Genomic DNA, 25,710 nt, shown 5'->3' with positions numbered 1-25,710 from the left:
ATGGAATACGTAGCGGTTATCCTGCCCTCCCTGGTGGTGGGCCTGCTGTTCTGGTTCGCCATGAAGGCAATCTTCAACGCGGACAAGGCCGAGCGCCAGGCGGAGGCCCGTGCGCAGGCCGAGGCGGATTCCCTCCCGGTGCAGCCCACGGACCGCCCGGGCCCCGAATCCAAATAGATAAACCCCCTTCTTTCCGGTTTTATCCCCAAGGAACCAATAGGCGCTTTGACGCGTTGCCAAGATAAGAGTCATAATTTTTTTGGGAAACATCCTGCTTTTCTGAAAACCCAAGAGGAAGACCTTTAATGGCACAGAAAGTAAACATCATCCTCGTTGATGATCTGGATGGGGGATCCGCAGACGAGAATGTTAAGTTCGGCCTCGATGGGGTCAACTACGAGATTGACCTGTCGGCAGCCAATGCCGCTGAACTTCGGTCTTCACTGGAGAGGTTCATCAACGCTGCACGCAAGGCTTCCGGAGGCCGCACCGCCCAGCGGGCGAAGGCTCCGGCCGGTGGCCGCAGCCACGATTCGGCGCAAATCCGGCAATGGGCCCGGGATAACGGCTACACCGTTAACAGCCGCGGCCGAATTCAAGCTGAAATCCAGGAAGCCTACCAAAAGGCAAATTCCTAGGTACGCGCGTGGCCTGACTAAAAAGCCCTGCTTCCCACCTTCGGGAGGCAGGGCTTTTGGCTGGGTGCAGGTATTTAGCGGTACGGGCGTAATTACTCCCGCGCCGCAGCCGGGGATTCACCGCTGTGCGATTCACGGCGCAGCAGGCTGCCGGCAGCAAACTGCTCGGCGACATAGAACACGAAAGGCGGAATATCGCCTGTTTTCGCCAGTACCACTCCACACCCGGCACTGGCGAGGGCCAGCGCTGCCGCTTCCTTTTTCCGGTGCGGCAAGGTTGCCAGGGTGCCGGACAGGGACCCGAGCGCGAGCACATGCAGCCACGCATAGGCGTGGAACGGCCACGCCGGGAAGCGGCGCGCCGCGAAGCGCTCCAGGTCCGACGCACGCATTGCGAGTTCGGACACAAATAACGGCGCCCCGGCGGCAAGTGCGACGGCGGCTGTGCCGGCGAGTGCCCTGCTCCTTCCGGGCGGGAGGGCCAGGGCCAGCCGGGCAAACGCCGCGGGCATGGCAGCCGTCCCCGCCGCGGCCACATGCTGTCCGGCCACCCACCAGCGCTGCCCTTTCCGGAGCATGTCCAGCCGCCGCGCAGCGTCGGGCTCCAGGTAGACCCCCGGCACCGGGCTGATGCCGGCCAGCCAAACCGCGCCGGCCGCGAGGGCAACCCCCGCCGGGCGCCTTACGCGTTCCAGGTCCACCTGCGACATGTTCCCGCCCTCCCCGCTGATTGACGCTGCCCATGTTGCTCCCGCTGGAGCGGCCAAGGCCACCGTTAGGGCCAAGAATGGCCCATCACCCGGCGCGGGACAAGGGCTTCTTGGAGGGCTCCTTTGCCCGCTGCTGCCCGGCGGCCGAAGTCCGTGGAAGGGGGCGCGGCAATATTCCCGGAAGACCCATGTTTCCCCTGTGGCGAACACGCTCCACAACTTCGGACCGGCCACGTAGCATCAAAGTACGTCGTAGCTAGGAGTGTGGCGAAATGTTTGAGCGATTTACGGACCGTGCCCGTCGCGTAGTTGTGCTTGCCCAAGAAGAGGCACGCATGCTGAACCACAATTACATCGGTACCGAACACATCCTCTTGGGTCTGATCCATGAGGGTGAGGGCGTTGCCGCCAAAGCTCTTGAGTCCTTGAGCATTTCGCTCGACGGCGTGCGCGAGCAGGTGCAGGAGATCATCGGGCAGGGCCAGCAGGCCCCCTCCGGCCACATCCCCTTCACCCCCCGCGCCAAGAAGGTGCTGGAGCTCTCGCTGCGCGAAGCCCTGCAGCTGGGCCACAACTACATCGGCACGGAGCACATCCTGCTTGGCCTGATCCGCGAGGGTGAAGGCGTCGCCGCCCAGGTGCTGGTCAAGCTCGGCGCCGACCTCAACCGGGTCCGCCAGCAGGTCATCCAGCTCCTCTCCGGCTACCAGGGCAAGGAAACCACCGGCGCAGGCGTCGGCGGCGGACAGCCAGAAGGCGCACCCGCCGGTTCCGTGGTCCTGGACCAGTTCGGCCGCAACCTGACCCAGGCTGCGCGCGAGAACAAGCTGGACCCGGTCATCGGCCGCGAGCAGGAAATGGAACGCGTCATGCAGGTCCTTTCCCGCCGCACCAAGAACAACCCGGTCCTCATCGGTGAGCCCGGCGTCGGCAAGACGGCCGTCGTCGAAGGCCTGGCCCAGGCGATTGTCCGCGGCGACGTTCCGGAGACCATCCGGGACAAGCAGCTGTACACCCTGGACCTCGGTTCGCTGGTGGCAGGTTCCCGTTACCGCGGTGACTTTGAAGAGCGCCTCAAGAAGGTCCTCAAGGAGATCCGCACGCGCGGCGACATCATCCTGTTCATCGATGAGATCCACACGCTGGTGGGTGCCGGTGCCGCCGAAGGCGCCATCGACGCAGCCTCGATCCTGAAGCCCATGCTGGCCCGCGGCGAGCTGCAGACCATCGGCGCCACCACTCTGGATGAGTACCGCAAGCACATCGAGAAGGACGCCGCCCTGGAGCGCCGCTTCCAGCCGATCCAGGTCAAGGAACCCTCCGTGGCGCACGCCATTGAGATCCTCAAGGGCCTGCGCGACCGCTACGAGGCGCACCACCGGGTCACCATCACCGACGGCGCCCTGGCCTCCGCTGCAAGCCTGGCCGAGCGCTACATCTCGGACCGCTTCCTGCCGGACAAGGCGATCGACCTGATCGACGAAGCCGGCGCCCGGCTGCGCATCCGCCGCATGACCGCTCCGCCGGAGCTCAAGGCCATGGACGAGCGCATCGCCAAGCTGAAGATGGAGAAGGAATCCGCCATCGACGCGCAGGACTTCGAAGGCGCCGCTTCGCTCCGCGACAAGGAACAGAAGATGATTTCCGAGCGCGCGGAGAAGGAACGCCACTGGAAGTCCGGCGGCATGGACGACATCTCCGAGGTGGATGAGGATCTCATCGCCGAGGTGCTGGCCAACTCCACCGGCATCCCCGTCTTCAAGCTGACCGAGGAAGAGTCCTCGCGGCTGCTCAAGATGGAAGACGAACTGCACAAGCGCGTGGTGGGCCAGGACGAGGCCATCAAGGCACTGTCGCAGGCCATCCGCCGTACCCGTGCAGGGCTCAAGGACCCCAAGCGCCCCGGTGGCTCGTTCATCTTCGCCGGCCCCACCGGCGTCGGCAAGACCGAGCTCGCAAAGGCACTCGCGGAGTTCCTGTTCGGTGAAGAGGACGCCCTCATCACCCTGGACATGTCCGAGTACTCCGAGAAGCACACCGTCTCGCGGCTCTTCGGTGCCCCTCCGGGCTACGTCGGCTACGAAGAGGGTGGCCAGCTGACCGAGAAGGTCCGCCGCCGTCCGTTCTCCGTGGTGCTGTTCGACGAAGTGGAAAAGGCCCACGCGGACCTCTTCAACTCGCTGCTGCAGATCCTGGAAGACGGCCGCCTGACTGACTCCCAGGGCCGCGTGGTGGACTTCAAGAACACCGTGATCATCATGACCACCAACCTGGGTACCCGGGACATCTCCAAGAGCGTTGCCACCGGCTTCCAGTCCGGCACCGACACGCAGACCGGCTACAACCGCATGCGTGCCCGTGTGACGGAGGAGCTCAAGCAGCACTTCCGTCCCGAGTTCCTGAACCGTGTTGACGACGTCGTGGTGTTCCCGCAGCTGACCCAGGACGAGATCATCGAGATCGTGGACCTGTTCGTCACCCGCCTGGAGAAGCGCCTCAAGGACAAGGACATGGGCATCGAGCTCACCAAGGCCGCAAAGGTGCTCCTCGCAACCCGCGGCTACGATCCCGCCATGGGTGCCCGGCCGCTGCGCCGCACCATCCAGCGCGAGATCGAGGACCAGCTCTCCGAGAAGATCCTCTTCGGCGAGATCCACCCCGGCGACATCGTCGTGGTGGATGTCGAAGGCGAAGGCGACGACGCGAAGTTCACCTTCGCCGGCAACGCCAAGCCGCGCATCCCGGAGATCGCCCCGAGCGTCTAGTCTCCACAGCCAAAGCCCCGCCACTCCGCAAGGAGCAGCGGGGCTTCCGCTTGTTAACCACCCCTCCGCCGGTTGGGTCCGGCGCTTTCATCCCTGGCTGGGTCCGGGGCCGCGGCCGGAGCGAACCCAGCCACGGAAAACGCACCCGGGCGCGCAGCCGGGCAGTGCGTGGCGGCTGTGCTCCAGGACACAAAACGTGTTGAATCGGTGGCATGGCTAACTTGGAACCGGCGATCCCGGATGAGCAATCACTGACCCCTTTCCACGACCTCGACCACTACCTGTCCATCCCCCGGGTAAGCGGCCTGGCCCTGAGCCCGGACGGCTCGCGGCTGGTCACCACCGTCAGCACCCTGAACGGCAAAGGCACCGAGTTCGCCACTGCACTGTGGGAGCTGGACCCGGCCGGGCAGAAGCATGCGCGGCGAATTACGCGCAGTGCCAAGGGCGAAGCCGGTGCCGCTTTCTCGGCCAACGGCGACGTCTACTTCACGTCCGCGCGTCCCGACCCGGACAGCCCCGACGAGGAGCCGGTGAACGCCCTGTGGGTGCTTCCGGCGGACGGCGGGGAAGCCAGGGTGGCCCTCAGCCGGCCCGGCGGCATCAGCAAAGTGCTGACGGCCAGGGGCGCGGACGCAGCGTTCGTCACCGCCGAGGTCCTGGCAGGGTCAACGGACGAGGAAGACGACGCCGACCGGCGCAAGACGCGCAAGGACCGGAAAGTCTCTGCCATCCTGCACAGCGAATATCCGGTCCGATACTGGGACGCGGACCTGGGGCCGGGCCAGCCGCGGATCTTTGCGGTGGAAGCGGGGGAGGACAAGGCGCCCGGCAAACCGGCAACTGTTGACGCCACCGCCCCGCTGGTCCTGCGTAACCTGACGCCGGACGCCGGGCCCCGGCTGCGGGAAGCGGAGACCGTGGTCAGCCCTGACGGCAAGACCATCTACAGCAGTTACACCAAACCACTGGCCAAGGCGGACAGCAGGTCCGTCCTGGTGGCGGTGGATGTGGCATCCGGCGGGCTCAAGGTGCTGTTGGACCAGGAGGGAATGAGCTACTTCCCGGGTCCGGTCAGCCCTGACGGCCGGACCCTGGTGGTGGTCAGCGAAAGCGACTCCACCCCGCAGCAGGCCCCCGACATCAAGATGCACCTCCTGGACGTCTCCGGCGGGGCCGCCGGGAACGCCGCGGGCCTGCAGCCCCTGGCCCACGACTGGGACCGTTGGCCCAAGCCTGCAGCGTGGCTCCCCGATGGCTCTGCCCTCCTGGTCACAGCGGACGACGACGGCGCGTCGCCGGTTTTCCGGGTCAGCATTCCGTCGGCTGCCGCTGAGGTTGGCGTCACCCGGGTGACGCAGGACGCCGCGGCATATTCCGACGTCGTCATTTCTCCAGAGGGGCGGAGCGCGTATGCCCTGCGCAGCTCCTACGAATTTCCGGCCGAAGCCGTCCGGATCGACCTGGCCACAGGGGAAACAACCCGCCTCCCGGCTCCTGCGGAACGTCCCAGCCTCCCGGGGCGGCTGGAACGCACCGCGGCCACCGCGGCCGATGGGTCCCGGGTGCCTGCCTACCTGGCCCTGCCGGAGGGCGCCTCCGCAAGTGAGCCGGCGCCGCTGCTCCTGTGGATCCACGGCGGTCCACTGGGATCCTGGAACGCCTGGACGTGGCGCTGGAACCCGTGGCTTCTGGCTGCCCGGGGATATGCGGTGCTGCTGCCGGATCCCGCGTTGTCCACGGGATACGGGCAGTCGTACATCCAGCGGGGCTGGGGCTCATGGGGGAAGGCGCCCTTCACCGACCTGATGGCCGTGACCGATGCGGCGGTGGAACGGCCCGACGTCGATGAGTCCCGGACCGCGGCGATGGGCGGCTCCTTTGGCGGGTACATGGCCAACTGGGTTGCAGGCAACACGGACCGGTTCAAGGCAGTTGTCACCCATGCCAGTCTGTGGGCCCTGGACCAGTTCGGGCCCACCACGGACGCCTCCCAGTACTGGCTGAAGGAAATGACCGAGGAGATGGCACTCGAGAACTCGCCGCACCTGCATGCGGAGAACATCGGCACGCCCATGCTGGTGATCCATGGGGACAAGGACTACAGGGTGCCCATCGGCGAGGGCCTGCGGCTTTGGTACGAGCTGCTGTCCAAGTCCCGGCTCGCGGCGGACCAGGACCGGCAGACCCCGCACCGGTTCCTGTACTTCCCGGACGAAAACCACTGGGTCCTCCAGCCGCAGCACGCCAAGGTCTGGTACCAGGTGGTGGAGTGGTTCCTGGCACGGAACGTCCTGGGCAAGGACATCGAACTGCCGGCAGAACTCGGCCTCTAAGCTGTTGGATACTCCGGCTCGGAGGCTGGGGCATTTGCCGCTTGCTGCTCGTTCCTCCCCGCTGGCCCCCTGCCTCGCAAGCTCGGCCGGGGACCCTCACCAGCGTGGGCCCAGCTTTGATGCGAGCTACGCAAATGTCCCAGCCTCCTTCGCCTCGTAGGATAGCTCTGTGACCGACTCCTTCCACATCCGCCCAGCACGCACCAGCGACGTCCCTGCCATCAAGAAGCTGGTGGCGCCCCTGGCAGAGGAGCGCATCCTGATGGCAAAGGAGACGGTGGCGTACTACGAGAGCCTCCAGGAGTTCCGCATTGCCGAGTCCAGCGACGGCGAAATGATCGGCTGCGGCGCCCTGCACGTGATGTGGGAGGACCTTGCGGAAATCCGCACCCTCGCGGCTTCGGGCGAATGGCGCGGCAAAGGGGTGGGGCACGTCCTGGTGGAAAGCCTGCTGGAGGAGGCCCGTGCCCTTGGTGTCTCCCGGGTCTTCTGCCTCACCTTCGAAGTGGACTTCTTCAAGCGCCACGGCTTCGAAGTGATGGCGGACCAGTCGGCGGTGGACCCGGAAGTGTACTCCGAGCTGCTGCGCTCCCATGACGAAGGCGTGGCGGAGTTCCTGGACCTGGCCCGGGTCAAGCCCAACACCCTGGGCAACACCCGGATGATCCGCACCCTCTAACGCTGTTCCGCACCCTTCAAAGCCAACCGCGGGAGCACGGGGGACTGCCGTATTGGCTTTACTCGAATTGATGGATAAACTACTGCAGGCCGGTATGTGGGGGGCCTCAGGAAAGGGACAGTCATTGGGGGCTGTCCCTTTGCTGCGTCCCGGGCCGGCGGTTCCGGGAAGCGGGCGGCAAACCCGGGCAGGAAGAACCTACCGCCACCTGCGATGACGGTAGTAGGGTCGGAAAACACACCCTTCAGGAGCACAGCCAGGAGCAACGCCGTGAAGAAACTCATCAACGATCCAAAATCCGTTGTCCAGGAAGCTGTCCAGGGCTTCGGCATGGCGTACGCCGGACTGGTGACGGTCAGCGAAGACCCCATCTACATCACGCGCAAGGACGCGCCGGTGGCGGGCAAGGTGGGGCTGGTTTCCGGCGGCGGAAGCGGCCACGAGCCGCTGCATGCCGGCTACGTGGGGAAGGGAATGCTCGACGCCGCGGTGCCGGGGGCGGTGTTCACCTCACCCACGCCGGACCAGATCCTTCCCGCCACCCTGGCAGTCGACTCAGGTGCCGGCGTCGTGCACATCGTCAAGAACTACACCGGCGACGTCCTGAATTTTGAGACGGCGGCCGAACTGGCCGAGGCGGAGGGCGTGAGCGTCCGCACCGTCCTGGTCAATGACGACGTCGCCGTGGAGGACTCCCTGTACACGGCCGGCCGCCGCGGGGTGGGCGGCACAGTGCTGGTGGAGAAGATCGCAGGAGCCGCCGCCGAGCGCGGAGACGACCTGGACGCCGTCGCTGCCATCGGCGAACGGGTCAACGCCAATGTCAGGACCATGGGCGTGGCCCTGTCCGCGTGCACCGTGCCCCACGCGGGCACGCCCAGTTTCGACCTCGCAGAGGATGAGATCGAGATCGGCATTGGCATCCACGGCGAGCCGGGCAGGCACCGCATCCCCATGGAAAACGCGGACAGCATCACCAACCGCCTGCTGGAACCGGTCCTGGCTGATTTGAAGATCAGTTCGGGGGACAGGGTGATGCTGTTCGTCAACGGCATGGGCGGCACACCGCTGAGCGAACTGTACATCGTGTACCGGCGGGCCGTGCAGGTGCTCGCCGAAGCAGGTGCCACGGTGGAACGGTCGCTGGTGGGCAACTACATCACGGCCCTGGAGATGCAGGGCTGCTCCATTTCGGTCCTCCGGCTGGACGACGAGCTCACGGAACTGTGGGATGCACCCGTGCACACCGCCGCCCTCCGCTGGGGCGTGTGACCGTGGTCCTGGACGCCAATTGGGCCGTGAAATGGCTGACCCTGTGCGCGCAGGCCATGGCTGAACACCGCGTTGAACTGATCGAACTGGACCGTGCAATCGGGGACTCGGACCACGGCGAGAACATGGACCGCGGCTTCCAGGCCGTCCTGGCCAAGCTGGGCGAATCCACGCCGGAGACGCCCGGGGCGGCGTTGAAGATGACGGCCATGACCCTGATGTCCAAGGTGGGCGGAGCCGCCGGTCCCCTCTACGGCACCGCGTTCCTTCGCGCCGCCACCGCCTTCGGCGACGCGCCCGAGATTGATCCGGCAGGGCTGGCCTCTGCCCTGGAGGCTGCCCGGGACGGGATCGTGGCGCGCGGGAAGGCGGAGAGCGGCGACAAGACCATGGTGGATGCGTGGACGCCGGCAGTTGATGCGGCCCGGGCCGCGGCTGACGGCGACGGCACGGACGTCCTTGGCGTCCTGGTGGCAGCCGCGGAAGCCGCCGAGGCCGGGGCAGTGGCCACCGATCCCCTCATCGCAAGGAAAGGCCGGGCCAGCTACCTTGGCGAACGCAGCGCCGGCCACCGGGACCCCGGCGCTGTGTCCAGTGCGCTGATCCTGCGTGCGGCCGTTGGGGCGGCTGCGTGACCGTAAGCATCGTGGTGGTGTCCCACAGCGAAAAGATCGCCGACGGCGCCGTGGAGCTTGCCGCCCAGATGGCTCCCGACGTGGTGATCCTGCCCGCCGGCGGCACCGACGACGGCAGGATCGGCACCAGCCTGGAGAAGGTGCTGGCAGCCCTTGAACAGGCCGGCGATAAACAGCGCAATGCACAAGAGGCCGGCGCGGAACAGCCCGGAGTGCAGCCCGGCGGGAACGGCACGGTGATCCTGACGGACCTTGGATCAGCGGTGATGACGGCCGAAGCGGCGCTGGAGTTCCTGGAGGATGCCGCCGGCGTCCTGCTCGCCGACGCGCCGCTGGTGGAAGGGCTGGTGGCCGCTGCGGTTGCCGCCCAGGGCGGAGCAGATGTGCAGGCGGTCCGGGCGGCGGCTGAAGCGGCAGGCGGTCCGGCCCGCCGGCCCGAACCCGCACGGGCCGGGGGAGCGGGGCAGGGACCTGTCAGCAGCGCCGCACCGGATTCCACCGGCGACTTTGAACTTGTGAACCAGGCCGGGATGCACGCCCGGCCGGCCGCGAAAGTGGCAGGGGGCCTGGCCTCGCTGGATGCCGAGGTCACCATCAACGGGGTGGATGGCGCGTCCATGACGGGGTTGATGACCCTCGGCGCCGGCAAGGGCACCGTGCTGCACGTGGAAGCGTGGGGGACGGATGCGGAACGGGCAGTGGAGTACGTCGGCGGCCTGGTGCAGGCCGGCTTCGGCGAGCCCTAAGCCCGATGGCGGGTTCCTGCGAATAAGCTCGATGGCATGGAACGGCCGCTTGCAGAGAACCCCCAGGAAATCGAAGTGCTGGACGGCCAAATCTCCGTGGAGGAACTGCTCGCCGAACTCGGCTTCGATTGGAGCGCCCAGCCCGTGGGTGGCGGTCCGGCGGCCGGAACCGCCGAAGGCGAAACCTTCACCCAGCCCGTGCTGTTCTAGTCCGGTGCCGCCCGGTCCAGTTACCGGTATGCAGGCTGCTGGTGCAGTCCGGCGTCGTCCAGGACGACGGACGCAGACAGGACCTTGCCGCATTGTTCACCGAAGGGGTAGGCCACCTGCGGCCTGAATTCCAGGGTGCGTACCGGCAGTGCGGTTCCCTCCGGCGCTGCACCGGACACGGTCACCGTCATGGGCGATTCGGTCAGGGTATCCAGCATCAGCACAGCGGTCTTGGTGCCATCGGGCGAGGCAGTGGCCGAACAGGCGCCCTCGCGGCTGCACCCCGCGTCCACGGAAGTGCTGCCCGGGCGGAGTTCGACGTCGGCCTCCTTGCAGGTGCCGTCCTGGCAGGCGCGGACGTGCAGCGCCGCCACCTTCGGCGAGTAGCCGGCGCTGACGGTGATGGAAACGGCGGTGGCCTGCGCGATCGCGGGGCAGGCGCTGCCGGCAGGCCCGCAGGCGGAGATAAGGGCGGAGATGAGCGCGGTCGTCAATGCCAGGAGCAGTCCGGGCTTGTGCATGCTTTCAGGCTACGTCGGCGGCCCCGCGCAGGGCCGGATCGGCGTCAATTGAAGGCAGCATTGTTATGCCTCCACGGCCTAACCCAGCGGGAAGATGCCGATGAACCAGAAGAGCGCGATGGCAAAGACCGAGAAAAACGCGATCAGGCAGCCCATGGCGGTGCGCGGCTCCGGGGAAACCTGCAGGGATTCGTTGGGGTTCTGCGGGTTGTAGGCCACCTCGATGAGGGCTCCCGGCACAGGCTGCTCCACCCCGGAGATCTCCGACTTGCCCATGAAGAGGGTGCCCTGCGGATCGGTGAACTGGTAGGTGGGGTAGTGGCGGAGGTTCCGGTTGGCGCCGCCCACGCCGCTGGTCCAGCCGGTGGTGCTGCCGGTGACGGTCGCCTGTACCTTGGGCCAGGCCGCCATCTGCTGTTCCTGGCGCCTGGTCCTGCGGGCCGCACGGACCAGCGAAAATATCGCGGCGGCAACGAACAATGCCCACACGATGTACAGAATGGTTTTCATGGCTCCCCCGGTTCCGGTCACCAAGAAGTATGCCATCCCGGCCTGGCCCTTGAGGGTGCGGCAGGTCAGGCGGGGAGCCGGTAGCCGCCGTCGTGGATCTCGGCGAGGCCGTCCGCCAGCAGTCCCGCCAGCGCCCGCTCCAGCTGCTCGGGGGCGGAGTTGAGCCGGTGCAGCGCGGCGAGGGGCACGCCGATGCCCTCGGCGGTGAACCCAAGGTCGGCGGGCTCGCGCTGGAACATGTCGGCCGGCACGGGAGTTTCGGCCAGCCGCAGCACGGCCAGCACCGCACCGCGGACCTGGCGGTCAGTGCCGTGCCACGCCTGGCCTTTGGGAACGTACGACGGCGGGGGCTCACCCGCGGCGAGCCACGCACAGGAGTCTTTCACCGGGCAGGCAGCGCACTTGGGTGCCCGGGCCGTGCACACCAGCGCCCCCAGTTCCATGACCGCAGCGTTCCAGCGCACGGAGGTTTCGTCGTCGTCCGGCAACAGGGCGGCGGCCAACCGCATCTCCGCAGCGGTCAGTGCAGGCGCGGGGAGCGCGACGCCGGACACCAGGCGGGCGTGCACCCGCCGGATGTTGGTGTCCACCACAGTCTCGCGGCGGCCATATGCGAAGGCGGCCACCGCGGCGGCCGTGTAGCTGCCCACTCCGGGCAAGGCCAGCAGTTCCGTGTAGGTGCCGGGGACATGGCCGCCGTGGTCCTCGACGATTGCTGTGGCTGCGGCGTGCAGGCGAAGGGCACGCCGGGGGTAGCCCAGCCGGCCCCATGAACGGACCGCTTCACCTGCCGGTTCGCCGGCCAGGCCGGCCGGCGTGGGCCACCGCTTGAGCCACTCGTGCCAGACCGGGAGGACCCGGACCACGGGGGTCTGCTGCAGCATGATCTCGCTGACCAGCACACCCCACGGCGAGCAGCCAGGTTCGCGCCAGGGCAGGTCCCGGGCGATTCCGGCGAACCAGGAGTTGATCCGGCGATGGAGCAACTCCAGGTCTGCAGGACCGGTGGGAGCGACCGCGGAGCGGGCGGCGGTGGAGGTTTCAGTGTCGATGCCAACACTGTAGTGGATAGGTTCGGGCGGGCTGAAAAACAGGGGTCTGACCAGTGCGATGGGCCTCCGGCGGCGTGGTGGCAGTGCAGATCCGGCGGCGTTCCCTAGCCTAGGAGGATGGGCAGGCAAGGCGATTCACCAGCACGCGGCACGGCATCCGGTTCCAGCAGCGTCCGGAAGCCCAGCGCCGCCGTGTACCGCCGCCGCCGCCTGGTTGTTGGCGGCGCGCTCCTGCTGGTGATTGCGCTCGTGATCAGTGGTTTCGCCTTGGCCGGTGCCTTCAAGGGCGGTTCGCAGCAGGCGTCCTCCACGCAGCCGTCTTCCGCCGATCCGGCCACCTCCCAGGCTTCCCCGTCTGCTGCCGCCAGTCCCTCTGCGTCCGCCTCGGCAACCCCGTCCGCCACGCCGTCGCCCACTGCCTCCGCTGCCCCCTCCTGCAACCAGAACCTGGTGACTGTTTCGGCGTCCACTGACAAGCCCGCCTATGGGCCGGGGGAAAACCCGATGCTCACCCTGAAGGTGACCAACGGCGGCACCGTCCCCTGTGAGGTCAACATCGGTACCTCGCAAATGGAATTCCTGGTGACCAGCGGTTCCGACCGGATCTTCTCGTCCAAGGACTGCCAGGCGTCCAGCGAGGACCTGGTGAAGGTGATCGCGCCCGGCGCCAGCGAAACCGCGAACTTTCCATGGAACCGGACCCGCAGTGCCGATGGCTGCAAGGCCGTGGCGGCGGCACCCGGCGGCGGTGGCGCTTACTACATCTTCACCGCCAAGCTTGGCTCGCGGGCCAGTCCAAAGGCCGTCTTCCAGCTGAACTGACGCATCCCGCCGGCATGGTGGGAGCGGGCCGTGGGGTTGGGGCTTGGGGTTACAGGAAGCGGTCCAGGAGGCTTGCTTCGGCCATCCGGCTGAGCCCCTCACGCACGGTGCGGGCGCGCTGGTCGCCGATGCCGTCAACGGTCATGAGGTCGTCAATGGTGGCCGCCATGAGGAACTGCAGGCCACCGAAATGGTCCACCAGCCGGTCCGCTACCGCCTTGGGAACCGCCTTCAGGCCGGACAGGAGCCGGTATCCGCGGGGCTGGACGACGGCATCGAGGTTTGCCTCGCCGCCCGCGAACCCCACGATCGCGGAGATCTTGCCGAGATCGATCAGCTCTGTCGGGCCCAGGCTGACCAGTTCATTGACGGCCTTTTCGATGTCCTCCGCGGAGGCGTTGGGGCTGGCGTAGTCGCGGATGATCACGTCGCTGCCCGGTCCACGGCCCACGGTGAGCTCGTCAAGCTGGAGCGAGAGGAGCCGGCCGTCTTCGCCAAGTTCCAGGACGTACTGCGAGATTTCCTCCGAGATGCGGCGCACCATCTCCTGCCGCTGCAGGGTCACGGCCACATCGCGCACCGTCACCATTGCCTCGATTTCCAGGGCCGAGAGCGAACTGGTGACCTGGTCCAGGCGGGCAACATAGCGCTCCAGGGTGGCCAGGGCCTGGTTGGCGCGGGCAAGGACGTTTTCCGAGCCCTCCAGGACGTGCCGCAACCCGTTGACGTACAGGGCGATGATCTGCATGGACTGGCTCACGGATATGACCGGGACCCCGGTCTGCTTGGCCACCCGTTCCGCCGTGCGGTGGCGGGTGCCCGATTCCTGCGTTTCGATGCTTGAGTCCGGGACCAGCTGGACCGCGGCACGCAGGATGTTGCCGGCATCCTTGTCGCAGATGATGGCGCCGTCCATCTTGGCCAGTTCGCGCAGCCGGGTGGGCGAGAATTCGATGCCGATATCGAATCCGCCGGAGCAGATGGAATCGATGGTGCGGTCGGAGCCGAGGACGATCAGTGCGCCGGTGCGTCCGCGGAGGATCCGTTCCAGGCCGTCGCGGAGGGGCGTTCCGGGTGCAACCCTGCCCAGAGTGGCCCTCAGCGATTCTTCGGGGCTCCGCGCCATAGGTTTTTCCCTTCAAAGGTGCGGACCGCCACCCGCAGGAATGCCGGCGTCCGCAGTTTGCCGGCAGGATCAAAAAGTGCACTGATTCCCGCAAGCTCAATGATAGGGGTAAGAAACCCAACTTCCGCACGGGCAAGCCCCAAAGTGCCCCATTAGGGGGTGCCCGGAACGGCGGCAAAAACGCTGGTTGGGGGCATTGCGGGGCGGCCACTTTCGCCGCTTTGGGCCCCCGCCATTTTCAACCCTGCCCCGGCTTTGACCCTGCCCGGCCTTAGCTCTGCCTTTCAGCGGGTTGCTCAGGCGGAGGCTCCCAGGGGTGTGACCGTTCTGGTGCTGCTGTCCCAGAGCCGCGCTCCCGTGCAGCGGCCCTCGAGGCGCAGGTCCAGCAGGTCCACCGCCGTTCCGAGCTGATGGCCGGGAATACGCCGGGAGATGGTGACGTGCGGTGTCCACGCCCCCGGACACGTCAGCGGCAGCGCCCCTGACAGGCCCTGGTGCAGGATTCCGTGCAGGTCCAGCAGGGGAGCAGTCGGCAGCACCGCGCGGGCAAGGACATATTTTCCTGCGCCGGCGGGAAAGACGACCGCTCCGGAGAAGGTGACATCCACGGGCAGCACCTCCCAGGGACCTTCCCGGGCGGCAACCAGGTCCGTGCCTGCCGCAAGGGTGATGTGCGGGCTGTTGCTGGGGGAGGTATGCCCTGCCAGGCTGGGGAGGCCGGCGGCCGCGAGCCGCGCCCAGTCAGCCCTGACCAGGGATTCGGTGGGGCCGTCAAAGACCAACTCGATGCTGCGCATGAACCCATCATGCCGTTGCCGGGTATCCGTTGCCGGGCACCCCCACGCCTGCCAGGTTTTGCCGCCGCGGGGACGTCAGCGCTTCCGGTCCCTGAGCATCCGCTCCAAATCCCGGCTGACTTTCGACAGTGAAGCGGCACGGAGTGCTTTGTGTTCAGCCGCTGTTTGCACTCCCCGTTTCCGGGACGGGCCGGTAGGAAGGGCCGAACCCGGCGGCTGGGCCGCGGCGGTGCCAAGGACCGCACCCGCGTTGGCGCCCAGGTTGGTGGCCAGGGGGTCGAAAAAAAGGTTGCCGGTGAAAGTGGCGCCATGCATCATGCGCCCAAAGCTAACTGCCCCGCATTTCGCCGCCTTGAACGTCCGGTTTCGCCCGCGTTAAGCGGAACCCGTCCGGTTTGCAGCCCTGCGATAAACTGTACTTTGGCCGTTTGCCAATCACCTTCCCCGCCCTCGAGTCGCAGCGCAGTACCCGAAAGACACCTGGGCAGCCACAACCGCAGCGAAAGTAGCACCGTGTCCCAAGATGTCCTGACCCCCGCCCGGATCTCCGGTATCCACAAAGAGGCTGGCCGCCGCAGGACCTTCGCTGTCATCTCCCACCCTGACGCGGGCAAGTCAACGCTCACCGAAGCGCTGGCGCTGCACGCAAAGGTGATCGGCACCGCGGGCGCTTCCAGTGGCAAGGCCAACCGCAAGGAAACAGTCTCGGACTGGATGCAGATGGAAAAGGACCGCGGCATCTCCATCAGCTCCGCGGCCCTGCAGTTCTCCTACCGGGACACCGTCATCAACCTTCTGGACACCCCCGGCCACGCCGACTTCTCCGAGGACACCTACCGCGTGCTCGCCGCCGTCGACTGCGCCGTGATGCTGGTGGACGCCGCCAAGGGCCTGGAAACCCAGACCATGAAACTCTTCGAGGTCTGCAAGCAGCGCAACCTGCCCATCATCACGGTCATCAACAAGTGGGACCGCCCGGGCCTGGACGCCCTGGCATTGATGGACGAGATCACCGAGCGCACCGGGCTGCAGCCCATGCCGCTGACCTGGGCCGTGGGCATCTCCGGTGACTTCCGCGGCGTCTGGGACCTCCGCAACGACCGCTTCGCCCGGTTCCAGCGCAACAACGCCGGAGCACAGATCGCCATCACCGAGTACTTCACTCCCGAGGAAGCGGCGGAAAACCAGGGCAGCAACTGGTCTGATGCGGTGGACGAGGCCGGGCTGGTGATTGAGTCCAACCTGGAGTTCGACGTCGACGCCTTCCATGCCGGCAGGGCAACCCCCATCCTGTTCAGTTCCGCTGCGCTGAACTTCGGCGTCAAGGAACTGCTGGACGCGCTGGTGGACTTCGCCCCGCCGGCAGCGCCCCGCCCCGACGTGGACGGAAACCCCCGTCCCGTGGAATCCCCGTTCTCCGGGTTCGTCTTCAAGGTCCAGGCCGGCATGAACAAGGCGCACCGCGACCACGTGGCCTTCATCCGCGTCTGCTCGGGCGTCTTCGAGCGCGGCATGGTGGTCACCCAGACCCGCACCGGCAAGTCCTTCGCCACCAAGTACGCACAGCAGGTGTTCGGCCGCGAACGCGAAGTCATTGACGAGGCCTACCCCGGTGACGTGGTGGGCCTGGTCAACGCGTCCTCGCTGCGCGTGGGCGACAGCCTGTTCCTTGAGAACCCGGTGGAATACCCGGCCATCCCGCTGTTTGCCCCCGAGCACTTCCAGGTGGCCCGGTCCAAGGACCCCAGCAAGTTCAAGCAGTTCCGCCGCGGCATTGAGCAGCTGGAACACGAGGGCGTCATCCAGGTGCTCCGCTCCGACGTCCGCGGTGACCAGGCTCCGGTGCTTGCCGCCGTCGGGCCCATGCAGTTCGAAGTGGTGGAGGACCGCATGGCGCACGACTTCAGCGCACCCATGCGCCTGGAACGCCTGCCCTACTCCCTGGCCAGGATTTCGACTGCGGATGCCATGCCCGCGCTGGCAAACGTCCCGGGCGCGGAGGTGCTGCTGCGGTCCGACGGCGAATACCTCGCCCTGTTCAACGACGTCTGGGCGCTCCGGCGGATCGAGAAGAACCACCCCGACCTGACGCTCGTGCCCATCGGCACCCATAACCCCGCAAAGTAGCCAACCATGACGGCAGTACAACCACGCGCGCTGGTCACCGGCGCCGGCACCATCAACCCGCTGGGTTCCAGCGTCAAGGAAACCTGGGAGGCCCTGCTTGAGGGCCGGTCCGGGATCGGGCCGCTGGAGCAGGACTGGGCAGGGCAGTTGCCCGTCAAAATCGCAGGGCAGGTCACCGCAGACCTTTCGGAGCACCTCAGTACCCGCGAGATGAAGCGGATGGACCGGTGCGGCCAGTTGGCGCTGATCGCGGCGCGCGAGGCATGGGCGCAGGCCGGCGCCAACGAGGTGGATCCGGAGCGGTTCGCCGTGGTGATCGGCTCCGCTTACGGCGGGCTCGGTTCCACCATCGAGCAGGACCGGGTGCTGGCCGAATCGGGCCCCCGGAAGGTTTCGCCGCATACCCTCACCCGCCTCATGGTCAACGGTCCGGCCGCGTGGGTGTCCATCGACCTTGGCGCCCGTGGCGGCGCCCGGACGCCTGTCAGCGCCTGCGCCTCCGGGGCTGAGGCGATTGTCCAGGCAGCCGAGATGATCCGCTCCGGTGCTGCCGACGTCGTGATTGCCGGCGGCGTGGACGCCTCCGTCAACGACCTTGTGATCACCGGCTTCTCCCAGATCCGTGCCCTGTCCACCCGGTCGGATGACCCCAAGCTGGCCTCGCGCCCGTTCGACGGCGGCCGCGACGGGTTTGTGCTGGCAGAGGGCGCCGGCGTGGTGGTGCTGGAGAGCGAGGAGCACGCCCGTGCCCGCGGCGCCGCCGTCCTTGGTGCCGTGGCAGGCGGAGCCGTGACCTCCGACGCGAACGACATCGTGGCCGCGGACCCCGCCATGCAGCGGCGGGTCATGCAGAAGGCGCTGGACTCGGCGGGCATGCGGCCGGCTGATATCGGATTCGTCCACGCGCACGCCACCTCCACCCCTGTGGGGGACCGGCTGGAGGGCCAGGCGATCAACGCCGTCTTCGGCGCTGACGTGCCGGTCACTTCCACCAAGGGGCATACCGGCCACCTGCTGGGCGGCGCCGGTTCCCTGGCCGCCGTCGTGGTCCTCGAAGCGCTGCGGACCGGGAAGGTCCCCGGGACGCTGAACGTGGAAGCGCTGGACCCGGAAGTGGACCTTAACGTCCTCACCGAAGGCACCCACCAGCTTCCGCCGGGTTATGCCCCGGCCGGGCTGGTGAATGCCTTCGGTTTTGGCGGCCACAGCGTGGCGCTGGTGCTTACCGCGGGTTAGGCCCTGCTGGGGAGCGGCGCCGTGTTGGGCAGTTCCGGCGTCTCGGGCGACGCCTCAGCCCCGCTGCGGCGTTCCTTCAGGAAGTAGACCAGCCCGGCTGCCGCCGCCGAAGCCGCAGCCAGGGCGAATAGTCCCGGAATGACGCTGCCGGTCTGCTCCTTGATGATGCCGAAACCGAAAGGTGCCACGAACCCGCCCAGGTTGCCCAGCGAGTTGATGATGGCGATGGCCGGAGCCAGCACCAGCGGGTGCAGTCCGGACTGCGGGATGGTCCAGAACAGCGGTGAGGCGCTCTTGAACCCCATGGCTGCTACGGCCAGGAACACCAGCGCCAGCCCGGGCGAGGCCACGGCCGCCGCGTAGGTACCGATGGCTGCCACCAGGAGCGCGACCACCAGCAGGGGCTTCCTGGACCTGGCCTTGTCCTGCCACTTCGCCGCGAAGTACATCGCGAACACGGCGCAGATCCAGGGGATGGAGGAGAGGAAACCTGCGGAGAGGTCGGTGGTCCCGGGGATCCGCTTGATGATGCTTGGCAGCCAGAAGGTGTTGGCGTAGATGGACAGCTGGATGGCGAAGTAGATGCCGCACAGGAGCAGGATCTGCGGGTTCAGCAGCATCTTCCAGCGGTTGACCTTTCCGCTCTCCGCCTTGGCGTGCCCGGCGTCCTCCGCATCGATGGCCTGGGACAGCGCGTCCTTTTCGGCGGGGGAGAGCCACCTGGCATCGGCGATTTTCGCGTCCAGCAGGAAGAACACAGTGACGCCCACCAGGACGGACAGAATGCCTTCGAACCCGAAGAGCCACTGCCAGCCGCGCATTCCCAGGGCGCCGTTGAGGCTCAGCAGCATGCCGGCGATGGGGCCGGAAATCGCCGCGGCAACCGAGGAACCGGCGATGAAGACCGCCGTTGCCTTTCCGCGCTGGCCGGCAGGAACCCAGCGGGCGAAGTAGAAGATGACGGCCGGGAAGAAGCCGGCCTCTGCGGCGCCCAGGAGGAACCGCAGGACGTAGAACATGGTCTCGTTCTGCACGAACGCCATCAGGAAGGAGACGATGCCCCAGCTGACCATGATCCTGGTCAGCCAGACCTTGGCGCCGTATTTTTCCATCATCACGTTGCTGGGGAGCTCAAAGATGGCATAGGCGATAAAGAACAGGCCGGCACCGAAACCATAAGCGGCGGCGCCGATTCCCACGTCAGCCTGGAGGTGGTCCTGGGCGTAGCCGATGTTTGAGCGGTTCAGCTGGTTGCAGACCAGCATGACCAGCATGACCGGGAGCACGCGCTTGAAGAATTTCCTGGTGGCAGATGCCAGGTCCAGGACGGCGTTGTCCACAGACTTCATTAAATGTTTCCTTTGGGAGGGGTGTTGGCAAGGCGGGGGCCTTGGAGAAACTTACCGGACTTGCGGTTGCCGGCTTTCGTTACCTGCTGTCGCGACTTGGCTGTCGTGGCCTGGCCCATTACCTGACCAGGCACGGCCGCTTGGGGTCGAAGGACCAGCCGTCGATGTAGTACTGCATGCCGATGCTGTCGTCACGGGCATCCAGGCCGTGCTCAAGGTACAGCTGGTGCGCTTTGTCCAGCGCGTCCCGGTCCAGCTCGATCCCCAGGCCGGGAGTCGCCGGGACTTCGATGGCGCCGCCCTTGATCTGCAGCGGCTCCTTGGTGAGGCCCTGTCCGTCCTGCCAGATCCAGTGCGTGTCCAGTGCCGTGATCCCACCGGGGGCGGCGGCTCCGGTGTGGGTGAACATGGCCAGCGAGATGTCGAAGTGGTTGTTGGAGTGCGAGCCCCAGGTGAGGCCGAACTCGTTGCACAGCTGGGCCACCCGGACCGAGCCGTGCATGGTCCAGAAGTGCGGATCGGCCAGCGGGATGTCCACGGCGTTGCTGCGGATGGCATGCGACATTTCGCGCCAGTCCGTCGCGATCATGTTGGTGGCGGTCTTCAGTCCGGTGGCCCGGCGGAACTCGGCCATCACTTCGCGGCCGGAGAACCGACCTTCGGCGCCGCAGGGGTCCTCTGCATACGCCACCACGCCCTGCATCCGCTTGCCCAACCGGATTGCCTCCTCCAGCAGCCAGCCGCCGTTCGGGTCGAGCGTGACCCTGGCCTCCGGGAACCGCTTGGCGAGTGCCGTGACCACGTCCACTTCGTCGTCGCCGGACAGCACGCCGCCCTTGAGCTTGAAGTCGGAGAAGCCATAGCGTTCCTGGGCGGCTTCGGCCAGCGCAACGACGGCTTCCGGAGTCATGGCCTCCTGGCGCCGGAGTATTTCCCAGCGGTCCGACGGCGACTCCTCCACCAGGTAAGGCAGGTCGGTTCGCGTGTGGTCGCCGATGAAGAACAGGTACCCGAGCATCGGCACTGACGTCCGCTGCTGCCCGTCGCCGAGCAGTTCCGCGACGGGAACGCCGAGGAACTGGCCGTGCAGGTCCAGCAGGGCGGACTCGACGGCGGTGACGGCGTGGACGGTGGTGCGCAGGTCGAACGTCTGCAGCCCGCGCCCGCCGGCGTCCCGGTCCGCGAATCCCGCGGCGATTTCCCGCAGCAGGGAGCGGTACCGGGCCACGGGCTTGCCCTTGATCAGGACGCCGGCTTCCTGGATGGTGCTGCGGATTTTTTCGCCGCCGGGAACCTCACCGAGGCCGGTGCGGCCGTCCGAGTCGGTAATGATCACCACATTGCGGGTGAAGAAAGGGCCGTGGGCGCCGCTGAGGTTCATCAGCATGCTGTCGTAGCCGGCTACCGGTACAACTTCGATGGCGGCAATGGTGGGCTGGTTGCTCATGCGTTGCTCTCTGCTTTCTCTGCGGCGGAAACCACTTCGCCGTCGATGCGCCGGTTGAGGTGCCAGGGGTTGGCGTCCTGCAGGGCTGCCGGGAGCAGTTCCTGGGGGAGGTTCTGGTAGGCCACGGGACGCAGGAAGCGGTTGATCGCCAGGGTTCCAACGGAGGTGGTGCGCGAGTCCGAGGTGGCAGGGAAGGGGCCGCCGTGGACCATGGCGTGGCCGACTTCGACGCCGGTGGGCCAGCCGTTGACAATGATACGTCCCACTTTTTGCTCCAGGACGGGGATAAGCGGCGCCGCTGTTGGATAGTCCTGTTCGGTGAGCTGCAGGGACGCGGTGAGCTGGCCTTCCATCCGGCCGGCTGCCTGGAGGAGGTCCTGGATGGAGCTGTAGCGGATCACCAGGGACGCGGCGCCGAAGATTTCCTCATGCAGGACGTGGTTGCTGGTGAATTCGGTGACGCCCGTGCCGAAGATGGTGGGCGCCGGGGCGTTCTCGGTGGGGCCGGGAGTGCCCTGGCCGATGAGTTCGACGCCGGCTGCCGCGCCAAGGTTTTCCGTCCCGGCGTTCCAGGACTTGGCAATGCCTTCGGTGAGCATGGTCTGACCGGCGCAGGCGGACACGGCACGTCCGACGGCGGCAGCGAGTTTGTCCCCTGCCTCGCCTTCGGGGGCGAACAGGAGTCCGGGGGAGGTGCAGAGCTGGCCGGAACTTCCGGTGACGGCGGTGACGTACTGCTGTGCAAGGGCGTCGACGTCGCCCTCGAGGGCGCCCTCGAAGACAAAGACCGGGTTCAGTGACGACATCTCCGCGTACACGGGAATCGGCTCGGGGCGGGCGGCCGCGGTTTTCATCAGGGCGATGCCTGCAGCCTGGGAGCCGGTGAAGCCGACCGCCTTGATGGCGGGGTCCGCCACGAGGGCCTGGCCGATGCTGGAACCGGGACCGTAGATCAGGGAGAACACGCCGGGGTGCAGCCCTGCGTCCTTGACGGCCTGGGTCACCGCCTGGCCCACCAGTTCGCTGGTGCCGGGATGGGCGTTGTGGGCCTTGAAGACCACCGGGCAGCCTGCGGCGAGGGCCGAGGCGGTGTCTCCGCCCGCCGTCGAGAACGCCAGCGGGAAGTTGCTGGCGCCGAACACGGCGACGGGACCCAGGGGGAGCTGCCGCTGCCGGATGTCAGCCCGGGGGAGCGGGGTCCGGTCCGGGAGGGCGGGGTCGATGCGGACGCCGCGGAAGTCGCCTTGCCGCACCACGTCCGCGAAGAGGCGAAGCTGGCCGGTGGTGCGGGCCCGCTCACCGGTGAGCCGCGCCGCCGGGAGCCCTGTTTCCTGGCCGGCGCGGATGATCAGTTCCTCGCCCAGGGCGTCGATGTTGTCCGCGATCGCTTCGAGGAAGGACGCGTGGGTTTCCGGGTCAAGGGTGCTGAAGGACGGGAAGGCCTCGGCGGCCGCTGCCGTGGCGGCTTTCAACTGTTCTTCCGTGATCAGCGAGTAGGCGGGCTCCAGGGCCTGGTTGGTGGCCGGGTTGAACCCGCTGGTGGTTTTGCCTTCGCCGGTAACGGGCCGGCCGGCGATGAGTGAATGTCCGTTAAGGGTCATGGTGGGGCTCCTGTGTCTGCAGCGACGGCTAGGAAACGGTGGCGATCAGGGCTTTGAGGTCCGCGAAGTCCTGATCGTTGAGGTTCTGCAGCGGCGGCCGCACCGGGCCGGCGGGACGGCCCACGGCATCAAGGCCGGCTTTGACGATGGAAACAGAGTAGCCCTTCACGCGGTCGCGGATGTCCAGGTAGGGGATGACGAAGTCGTTGAGCTTCCTGTTCACCGCGGCCCGGTCCTGGTTGCGGACGTCCTGGTAGAAGTCCAGTGCGAACTGGGGGACGAAGTTGTACATGGCGCTGGAGTACGTGCTCATGCCGAGCTGCAGGAGGGGAAGGGCGAAGGTCTCGGCGGTCGGGAGGCCGCCCAGGTAGAAGAGGCGGTCGCCGAGCTTGGCGTAAACGCGGGCATCGTGTTCCAGGTCGCCCACACCGTCCTTGAAGCCGATCAGGTTCTGGTGCCGCTCGGCGAGGGTTGCCACCGTGGTGTCCCGGTAGATGGCGTTGGCCCGGTTGTAGATGATGACGCCCAGGGAGGTGGCCCGGCAGACCGCGCTGACGTGTTCCACGAGCCCGTCCTGGTCTGCCTCCGTGAGGTACGGGGGCAGGAGGAGGATGCCTTCTGCGCCGGCAGCCTCGGCAGCCTTCGCATTTTCGATGGCCTGCGCCGTGGAGCCACCGGCGGAGGCAAGGACGGGGATGCGGCTGCCCACCTCGTCGACGGCTGTCCGCACCACGTGCTCCGACTCGGCAGGAGTCAGGGAGAACCCTTCGCCGGTGCCGCCGGCCGCGAACAGGCCCGCCACCGGAAAGCTCGCCTGCCACGCCAGGTGCTTGCGGTAGTTCTCCTCATCGACCTGGAGCTGGGCATCGAACGGGGTCACGGGAAAGGACAGCAGGCCTTCCTTGAGCGTGTCCGCCAGTTCCTGGGGTGTGTACTTTGCCACGGTGTGGGTCCTCCGGGTGTGTGCGCCGCGGGCGGCAGGCTGATGATTCCGTTCCCACAGTAGGAGCGCCCTCGATGCCTGTCTAAGTGCATTTTTATATGCGTTGATACCTTTGCTGCATTACCGTCTCGGGAGTGCCAATTACTCCATGGCGAACTCAAGGTCCCGAAGGAGGCGCGACAGCGCAGGATTGGTGACCCTCCGGTTCCACAGCGCATGCAGCTCCACCTGTTCGTGGTCGCCACCCTCCAGCGGGAGGAATTCAACGCCGCGGATACCTAGCATGGTGGCCGAGTGGGGCACGAAGGCCAGCCCGCGCTTGGCCGCCACCAGCGACACCATGGTGAGGATCTGGCTCACCGTGTGCACCACGTTGGTGTGGCGGATGGGGAGCATGCGCACCACCAGGTCATAGAAGTAGCGGGCCTGGGTGGCCGAGTGCATGATCAGGGGCTCATCGCTGAAATCGTCCGCGGCAATGCTCCGTTCCAGCTTCGTCAGCGGGTGCCCATCGGGGACGGCCAGCATCATGGACTCGCGGTAGAGGAGATGCGAGTCAAAGGTCTCCCGGTCGAACGGCGGCCGTGCCAGCCCCAGGTCCAGTTCGCCCGTCAGCAGCCCGGCCAACTGGTCTCCGGTCACCAGTTCCTGCAGCTCGATGTCCACATCGGGGATGATGCCCGCGAGTTCCTCCAGCAGCGGACCCAGGATGCTGAAGCCGCTGGCCGCGGTGAAGCCTATCCGCAGGACGCCGGATTTGCCGGAAGCGATGCGGCGTGCGGTGACAGGTGCCCGCTCCGCGAGTGCCATGAGCCGGCGGGCCTCGTCCAGGAACGTCCGGCCGGCAGATGTCAGCTCCACTCTTCTGTTGTCCCGCTCCAGCAGTTCGGCGCCCACGGCCTTTTCGAGTTTCTGGATTTGCCGGCTCAGTGGCGGCTGCGTCATATTCAGGCGTTCTGCCGCCCTGCCGAAGTGGAGTTCCTCCGCTACGGCGATGAATCCGGCCAGTTGGTCGAAAGTGAACATGATGCCTTCCGGGTATCAAATGATGCAGATATGGGCTTAGACAGGCATCATAACTGCTCCCTACACTCAACACAGCGAGGCGGGGGTGACCCGCTTCACAGATGTACCGGGCGTCCCAGCCCGCACCTGCGCTTGCACCTAGGAGTCCCAATGATGCACTTCCCGTCCCGCCGCGCCGTTCTCGGAACGGCGTCGGCCTTCACCCTGCTGGCACTGACAGCCTGCGGCGGCAACGTTGCCGGCGGAGCCGCAGCCGGCAACCCGTCCAAGTACCCGGCCGGGCCCGTAACAATGACCGTGGGACAGGCCGCCGGCGGCAGCACGGACCTGATCGCCAGGGCGCTTGCAGACGGCGCCGCCAAGACCCTCGGAGCCCCGATGCCCGTGGTGAACAAGCCGGGCGCCAACGGCGCCCTCGCCACCAAGGAAGTTGCCGGCAAGACGGCCGACGGCCAGGAGCTGGTACTCCTCACAGCCTCCCTGGTCACCATCACCCCCCTTGCCGTGAGCAAGGACGAGGCAGTGAACCTCGACGACCTGGACATCATCACTGGACTTTCGCAGGACGACTACGTGCTGGTGGCCAGCCAGGGCTCCGGGTTCAGGAGCTTCAAGGACGTCACCGCCGCCGGCCGGAACGTCACGTTCGGGACCACCGGCGTGGGCACGGGCAGCCAGCTGGCCCAGACCGTCCTGTTCAAGCAGGCCAACGTGCAGGGCACCGATGTGCCGTTCGACAGTGGTAAGCCGGCACTGACCGCCGTCCTGGGCAACCAGGTGGAGCTGGCCACTGTCCAGCTGGGCGAAGCCATGGCGCAGATCCAGGCCGGAAAAGTCACCCCTCTGCTGGTCTTCTCCGAAGGGCGCAACAGCTTCCTGCCTGACGTTCCGTCCGCCAAGGAAGCCGGCTACGACGTTCCCGTGGCACAGTACCGTGCGGTCGCGGCTCCCAAGGGCACTCCCCAGGAGGTCAAGGACAAGCTCGCCGCGGCATTCAAGGACACGTTCAAGACCGACGCCTACCAGGAGTTCAACAAGAAGAACCTCCTGACGCCCAAGGAGATCTCCGGCGAGGAAGTGGTAACGCAGTGGAAGGACTACGCCGCGAAGTACAAGTCCCTGGTGGAGAAGTACGGCATCAGCCTCAACGGGAACAAGTAAC

General features: G+C 66.9%; 25 protein-coding genes. 13 read left to right on the top strand and 12 right to left on the bottom strand.

The features are described from left to right. On the top strand, positions 1–177 hold the full coding sequence (locus AC3ANU_RS00760) for a hypothetical protein (protein ID WP_018770963.1): 177 nt from the start codon (positions 1–3) through the stop codon (positions 175–177). A 128-nt stretch (positions 178–305) separates the two neighbouring features. Next, positions 306–638 (top strand): histone-like nucleoid-structuring protein Lsr2, encoded by a 333-nt coding sequence (locus AC3ANU_RS00755; RefSeq protein ID WP_018770962.1) that lies wholly within the window; start codon positions 306–308, stop codon positions 636–638. A gap of 92 nt (positions 639–730) precedes the next feature. Here the strand turns inward: AC3ANU_RS00755 and AC3ANU_RS00750 are convergent, their stop codons facing one another. Next, on the bottom strand, positions 731–1,348 hold the full coding sequence (locus AC3ANU_RS00750; RefSeq protein ID WP_142069538.1) for a hypothetical protein: 618 nt from the start codon (positions 1,346–1,348) through the stop codon (positions 731–733). 272 nt (positions 1,349–1,620) lie between these two features. Here AC3ANU_RS00750 and AC3ANU_RS00745 point away from each other — a divergent pair, with 272 nt between their 5' ends. The 7 genes from AC3ANU_RS00745 to AC3ANU_RS00715 all read left to right on the top strand — a co-directional run bounded on the left by AC3ANU_RS00745 (position 1,621) and on the right by AC3ANU_RS00715 (position 9,991). Then, positions 1,621–4,113 (top strand): ATP-dependent Clp protease ATP-binding subunit, encoded by a 2,493-nt coding sequence (locus AC3ANU_RS00745; RefSeq protein WP_026266017.1) that lies wholly within the window; start codon positions 1,621–1,623, stop codon positions 4,111–4,113. A 212-nt stretch (positions 4,114–4,325) separates the two neighbouring features. Continuing rightward, complete coding sequence (locus AC3ANU_RS00740) at positions 4,326–6,449, top strand: S9 family peptidase (RefSeq protein ID WP_488315242.1); 2,124 nt, start codon at positions 4,326–4,328, stop codon at positions 6,447–6,449. Positions 6,450–6,618: 169 nt separating this feature from the next. After that, a complete protein-coding gene (locus AC3ANU_RS00735) occupies positions 6,619–7,128 on the top strand; it encodes an amino-acid N-acetyltransferase (RefSeq protein WP_018770958.1) in 510 nt (169 codons plus the stop codon). A gap of 270 nt (positions 7,129–7,398) precedes the next feature. Further along, positions 7,399–8,400, top strand: a complete 1,002-nt coding sequence (gene dhaK, locus AC3ANU_RS00730; RefSeq protein WP_134165299.1) for a dihydroxyacetone kinase subunit DhaK — start codon at positions 7,399–7,401, stop codon at positions 8,398–8,400. Between the two features lie 2 nt (positions 8,401–8,402). Beyond that, positions 8,403–9,035, top strand: a complete 633-nt coding sequence (gene dhaL, locus AC3ANU_RS00725) for a dihydroxyacetone kinase subunit DhaL (protein ID WP_026266016.1) — start codon at positions 8,403–8,405, stop codon at positions 9,033–9,035. Beyond that, positions 9,032–9,781 carry an HPr family phosphocarrier protein gene (locus AC3ANU_RS00720; protein ID WP_018770955.1) on the top strand — a complete coding sequence of 250 codons (750 nt, stop codon included), beginning with the start codon at positions 9,032–9,034 and terminating at the stop codon, positions 9,779–9,781. Before dhaL ends, AC3ANU_RS00720 begins: the two co-directional genes overlap by 4 nt. 36 nt (positions 9,782–9,817) lie before the next feature. Next, complete coding sequence (locus AC3ANU_RS00715) at positions 9,818–9,991, top strand: hypothetical protein (protein WP_018770954.1); 174 nt, start codon at positions 9,818–9,820, stop codon at positions 9,989–9,991. A 20-nt stretch (positions 9,992–10,011) separates the two neighbouring features. Here AC3ANU_RS00715 and AC3ANU_RS00710 read toward each other — a convergent pair whose 3' ends face one another. The 3 genes from AC3ANU_RS00710 to AC3ANU_RS00700 all read right to left on the bottom strand — a co-directional run bounded on the left by AC3ANU_RS00710 (position 10,012) and on the right by AC3ANU_RS00700 (position 12,014). Next, positions 10,012–10,512 carry a hypothetical protein gene (locus tag AC3ANU_RS00710; RefSeq protein WP_488315241.1) on the bottom strand — a complete coding sequence of 167 codons (501 nt, stop codon included), beginning with the start codon at positions 10,510–10,512 and terminating at the stop codon, positions 10,012–10,014. 78 nt (positions 10,513–10,590) lie between these two features. Beyond that, positions 10,591–11,022: a DUF3592 domain-containing protein gene (locus tag AC3ANU_RS00705; RefSeq protein WP_488315240.1), complete on the bottom strand. Its 432-nt coding sequence runs from the start codon at positions 11,020–11,022 to the stop codon at positions 10,591–10,593. Positions 11,023–11,087: 65 nt separating this feature from the next. Beyond that, complete coding sequence (locus AC3ANU_RS00700; RefSeq protein ID WP_056388601.1) at positions 11,088–12,014, bottom strand: HhH-GPD family protein; 927 nt, start codon at positions 12,012–12,014, stop codon at positions 11,088–11,090. A gap of 177 nt (positions 12,015–12,191) precedes the next feature. Between AC3ANU_RS00700 and AC3ANU_RS00695 the strand changes: the two genes are divergently transcribed. Continuing rightward, on the top strand, positions 12,192–12,896 hold the full coding sequence (locus tag AC3ANU_RS00695) for a hypothetical protein (protein ID WP_056388599.1): 705 nt from the start codon (positions 12,192–12,194) through the stop codon (positions 12,894–12,896). 49 nt (positions 12,897–12,945) lie between these two features. Here the strand turns inward: AC3ANU_RS00695 and disA are convergent, their stop codons facing one another. From disA to AC3ANU_RS00680, 3 genes are all read right to left on the bottom strand, one after another. After that, positions 12,946–14,022: a DNA integrity scanning diadenylate cyclase DisA gene (gene disA / locus AC3ANU_RS00690; RefSeq protein ID WP_018770949.1), complete on the bottom strand. Its 1,077-nt coding sequence runs from the start codon at positions 14,020–14,022 to the stop codon at positions 12,946–12,948. A gap of 296 nt (positions 14,023–14,318) precedes the next feature. Continuing rightward, positions 14,319–14,819, bottom strand: coding sequence for a 2'-5' RNA ligase family protein (locus tag AC3ANU_RS00685; protein WP_018770948.1), 501 nt, complete (start codon positions 14,817–14,819; stop codon positions 14,319–14,321). A 75-nt stretch (positions 14,820–14,894) separates the two neighbouring features. Next, positions 14,895–15,137 (bottom strand): hypothetical protein, encoded by a 243-nt coding sequence (locus AC3ANU_RS00680; RefSeq protein WP_056388374.1) that lies wholly within the window; start codon positions 15,135–15,137, stop codon positions 14,895–14,897. 195 nt (positions 15,138–15,332) lie between these two features. Here AC3ANU_RS00680 and AC3ANU_RS00675 point away from each other — a divergent pair, with 195 nt between their 5' ends. Together AC3ANU_RS00675 and AC3ANU_RS00670 are read left to right on the top strand one after the other, a co-directional pair. Beyond that, a complete protein-coding gene (locus tag AC3ANU_RS00675) occupies positions 15,333–16,946 on the top strand; it encodes a peptide chain release factor 3 (protein ID WP_134165294.1) in 1,614 nt (537 codons plus the stop codon). 6 nt (positions 16,947–16,952) lie between these two features. Continuing rightward, positions 16,953–18,182 carry a beta-ketoacyl-[acyl-carrier-protein] synthase family protein gene (locus AC3ANU_RS00670; protein ID WP_488315239.1) on the top strand — a complete coding sequence of 410 codons (1,230 nt, stop codon included), beginning with the start codon at positions 16,953–16,955 and terminating at the stop codon, positions 18,180–18,182. On the opposite strand, the gene AC3ANU_RS00665 is transcribed toward AC3ANU_RS00670, so the two are convergent. The 5 genes from AC3ANU_RS00665 to AC3ANU_RS00645 all read right to left on the bottom strand — a co-directional run bounded on the left by AC3ANU_RS00665 (position 18,179) and on the right by AC3ANU_RS00645 (position 24,548). Further along, entirely contained in the window at positions 18,179–19,531 is a 1,353-nt protein-coding gene (locus AC3ANU_RS00665) for an MFS transporter (protein WP_134165293.1), read from the bottom strand. The genes AC3ANU_RS00670 and AC3ANU_RS00665 overlap by 4 nt on opposite strands. Before the next feature lie 118 nt (positions 19,532–19,649). After that, positions 19,650–20,978 (bottom strand): enolase C-terminal domain-like protein, encoded by a 1,329-nt coding sequence (locus AC3ANU_RS00660; RefSeq protein WP_488315238.1) that lies wholly within the window; start codon positions 20,976–20,978, stop codon positions 19,650–19,652. Beyond that, on the bottom strand, positions 20,975–22,579 hold the full coding sequence (locus AC3ANU_RS00655; RefSeq protein ID WP_377204384.1) for an aldehyde dehydrogenase (NADP(+)): 1,605 nt from the start codon (positions 22,577–22,579) through the stop codon (positions 20,975–20,977). The genes AC3ANU_RS00660 and AC3ANU_RS00655 overlap by 4 nt, the downstream gene beginning before the upstream one ends. A 28-nt stretch (positions 22,580–22,607) precedes the next feature. After that, complete coding sequence (gene kdgD, locus AC3ANU_RS00650; protein WP_377204385.1) at positions 22,608–23,522, bottom strand: 5-dehydro-4-deoxyglucarate dehydratase; 915 nt, start codon at positions 23,520–23,522, stop codon at positions 22,608–22,610. Between the two features lie 141 nt (positions 23,523–23,663). Next, entirely contained in the window at positions 23,664–24,548 is an 885-nt protein-coding gene (locus tag AC3ANU_RS00645; RefSeq protein WP_377204386.1) for a LysR family transcriptional regulator, read from the bottom strand. Between the two features lie 150 nt (positions 24,549–24,698). Between AC3ANU_RS00645 and AC3ANU_RS00640 the strand changes: the two genes are divergently transcribed. Further along, positions 24,699–25,709 carry a tripartite tricarboxylate transporter substrate binding protein gene (locus tag AC3ANU_RS00640; RefSeq protein WP_018770939.1) on the top strand — a complete coding sequence of 337 codons (1,011 nt, stop codon included), beginning with the start codon at positions 24,699–24,701 and terminating at the stop codon, positions 25,707–25,709. The last annotated feature ends 1 nt before the right edge of the window (position 25,710 follow it).

This window comes from Arthrobacter sp. SDR-2R (genome assembly GCF_057747955.1).
This window is presented reverse-complemented; position numbering and strand designations above follow the sequence as displayed.

Excerpts from the sequence above, each read along its gene's own strand:
- AC3ANU_RS00760 (WP_018770963.1), top strand. The coding sequence starts at position 1 with ATGGAATACGTAGCGGTTATCCTGCCCTCCCTGGTGGTGGGCCTGCTG.
- AC3ANU_RS00755 (WP_018770962.1), top strand. The coding sequence starts at position 306 with ATGGCACAGAAAGTAAACATCATCCTCGTTGATGATCTGGATGGGGGA.
- AC3ANU_RS00750 (WP_142069538.1), bottom strand. The coding sequence starts at position 1,348 with ATGTCGCAGGTGGACCTGGAACGCGTAAGGCGCCCGGCGGGGGTTGCC.
- AC3ANU_RS00745 (WP_026266017.1), top strand. The coding sequence starts at position 1,621 with ATGTTTGAGCGATTTACGGACCGTGCCCGTCGCGTAGTTGTGCTTGCC.
- AC3ANU_RS00740 (WP_488315242.1), top strand. The coding sequence starts at position 4,326 with ATGGCTAACTTGGAACCGGCGATCCCGGATGAGCAATCACTGACCCCT.
- AC3ANU_RS00715 (WP_018770954.1), top strand. The coding sequence starts at position 9,818 with ATGGAACGGCCGCTTGCAGAGAACCCCCAGGAAATCGAAGTGCTGGAC.
- AC3ANU_RS00710 (WP_488315241.1), bottom strand. The coding sequence starts at position 10,512 with ATGCACAAGCCCGGACTGCTCCTGGCATTGACGACCGCGCTCATCTCC.
- AC3ANU_RS00705 (WP_488315240.1), bottom strand. The coding sequence starts at position 11,022 with ATGAAAACCATTCTGTACATCGTGTGGGCATTGTTCGTTGCCGCCGCG.
- AC3ANU_RS00695 (WP_056388599.1), top strand. The coding sequence starts at position 12,192 with ATGGGCAGGCAAGGCGATTCACCAGCACGCGGCACGGCATCCGGTTCC.
- disA (WP_018770949.1), bottom strand. The coding sequence starts at position 14,022 with ATGGCGCGGAGCCCCGAAGAATCGCTGAGGGCCACTCTGGGCAGGGTT.
- AC3ANU_RS00685 (WP_018770948.1), bottom strand. The coding sequence starts at position 14,819 with ATGCGCAGCATCGAGTTGGTCTTTGACGGCCCCACCGAATCCCTGGTC.
- AC3ANU_RS00680 (WP_056388374.1), bottom strand. The coding sequence starts at position 15,137 with ATGATGCATGGCGCCACTTTCACCGGCAACCTTTTTTTCGACCCCCTG.
- AC3ANU_RS00670 (WP_488315239.1), top strand. The coding sequence starts at position 16,953 with ATGACGGCAGTACAACCACGCGCGCTGGTCACCGGCGCCGGCACCATC.
- AC3ANU_RS00665 (WP_134165293.1), bottom strand. The coding sequence starts at position 19,531 with ATGAAGTCTGTGGACAACGCCGTCCTGGACCTGGCATCTGCCACCAGG.
- AC3ANU_RS00660 (WP_488315238.1), bottom strand. The coding sequence starts at position 20,978 with ATGAGCAACCAGCCCACCATTGCCGCCATCGAAGTTGTACCGGTAGCC.
- AC3ANU_RS00655 (WP_377204384.1), bottom strand. The coding sequence starts at position 22,579 with ATGACCCTTAACGGACATTCACTCATCGCCGGCCGGCCCGTTACCGGC.
- AC3ANU_RS00645 (WP_377204386.1), bottom strand. The coding sequence starts at position 24,548 with ATGTTCACTTTCGACCAACTGGCCGGATTCATCGCCGTAGCGGAGGAA.
- AC3ANU_RS00640 (WP_018770939.1), top strand. The coding sequence starts at position 24,699 with ATGATGCACTTCCCGTCCCGCCGCGCCGTTCTCGGAACGGCGTCGGCC.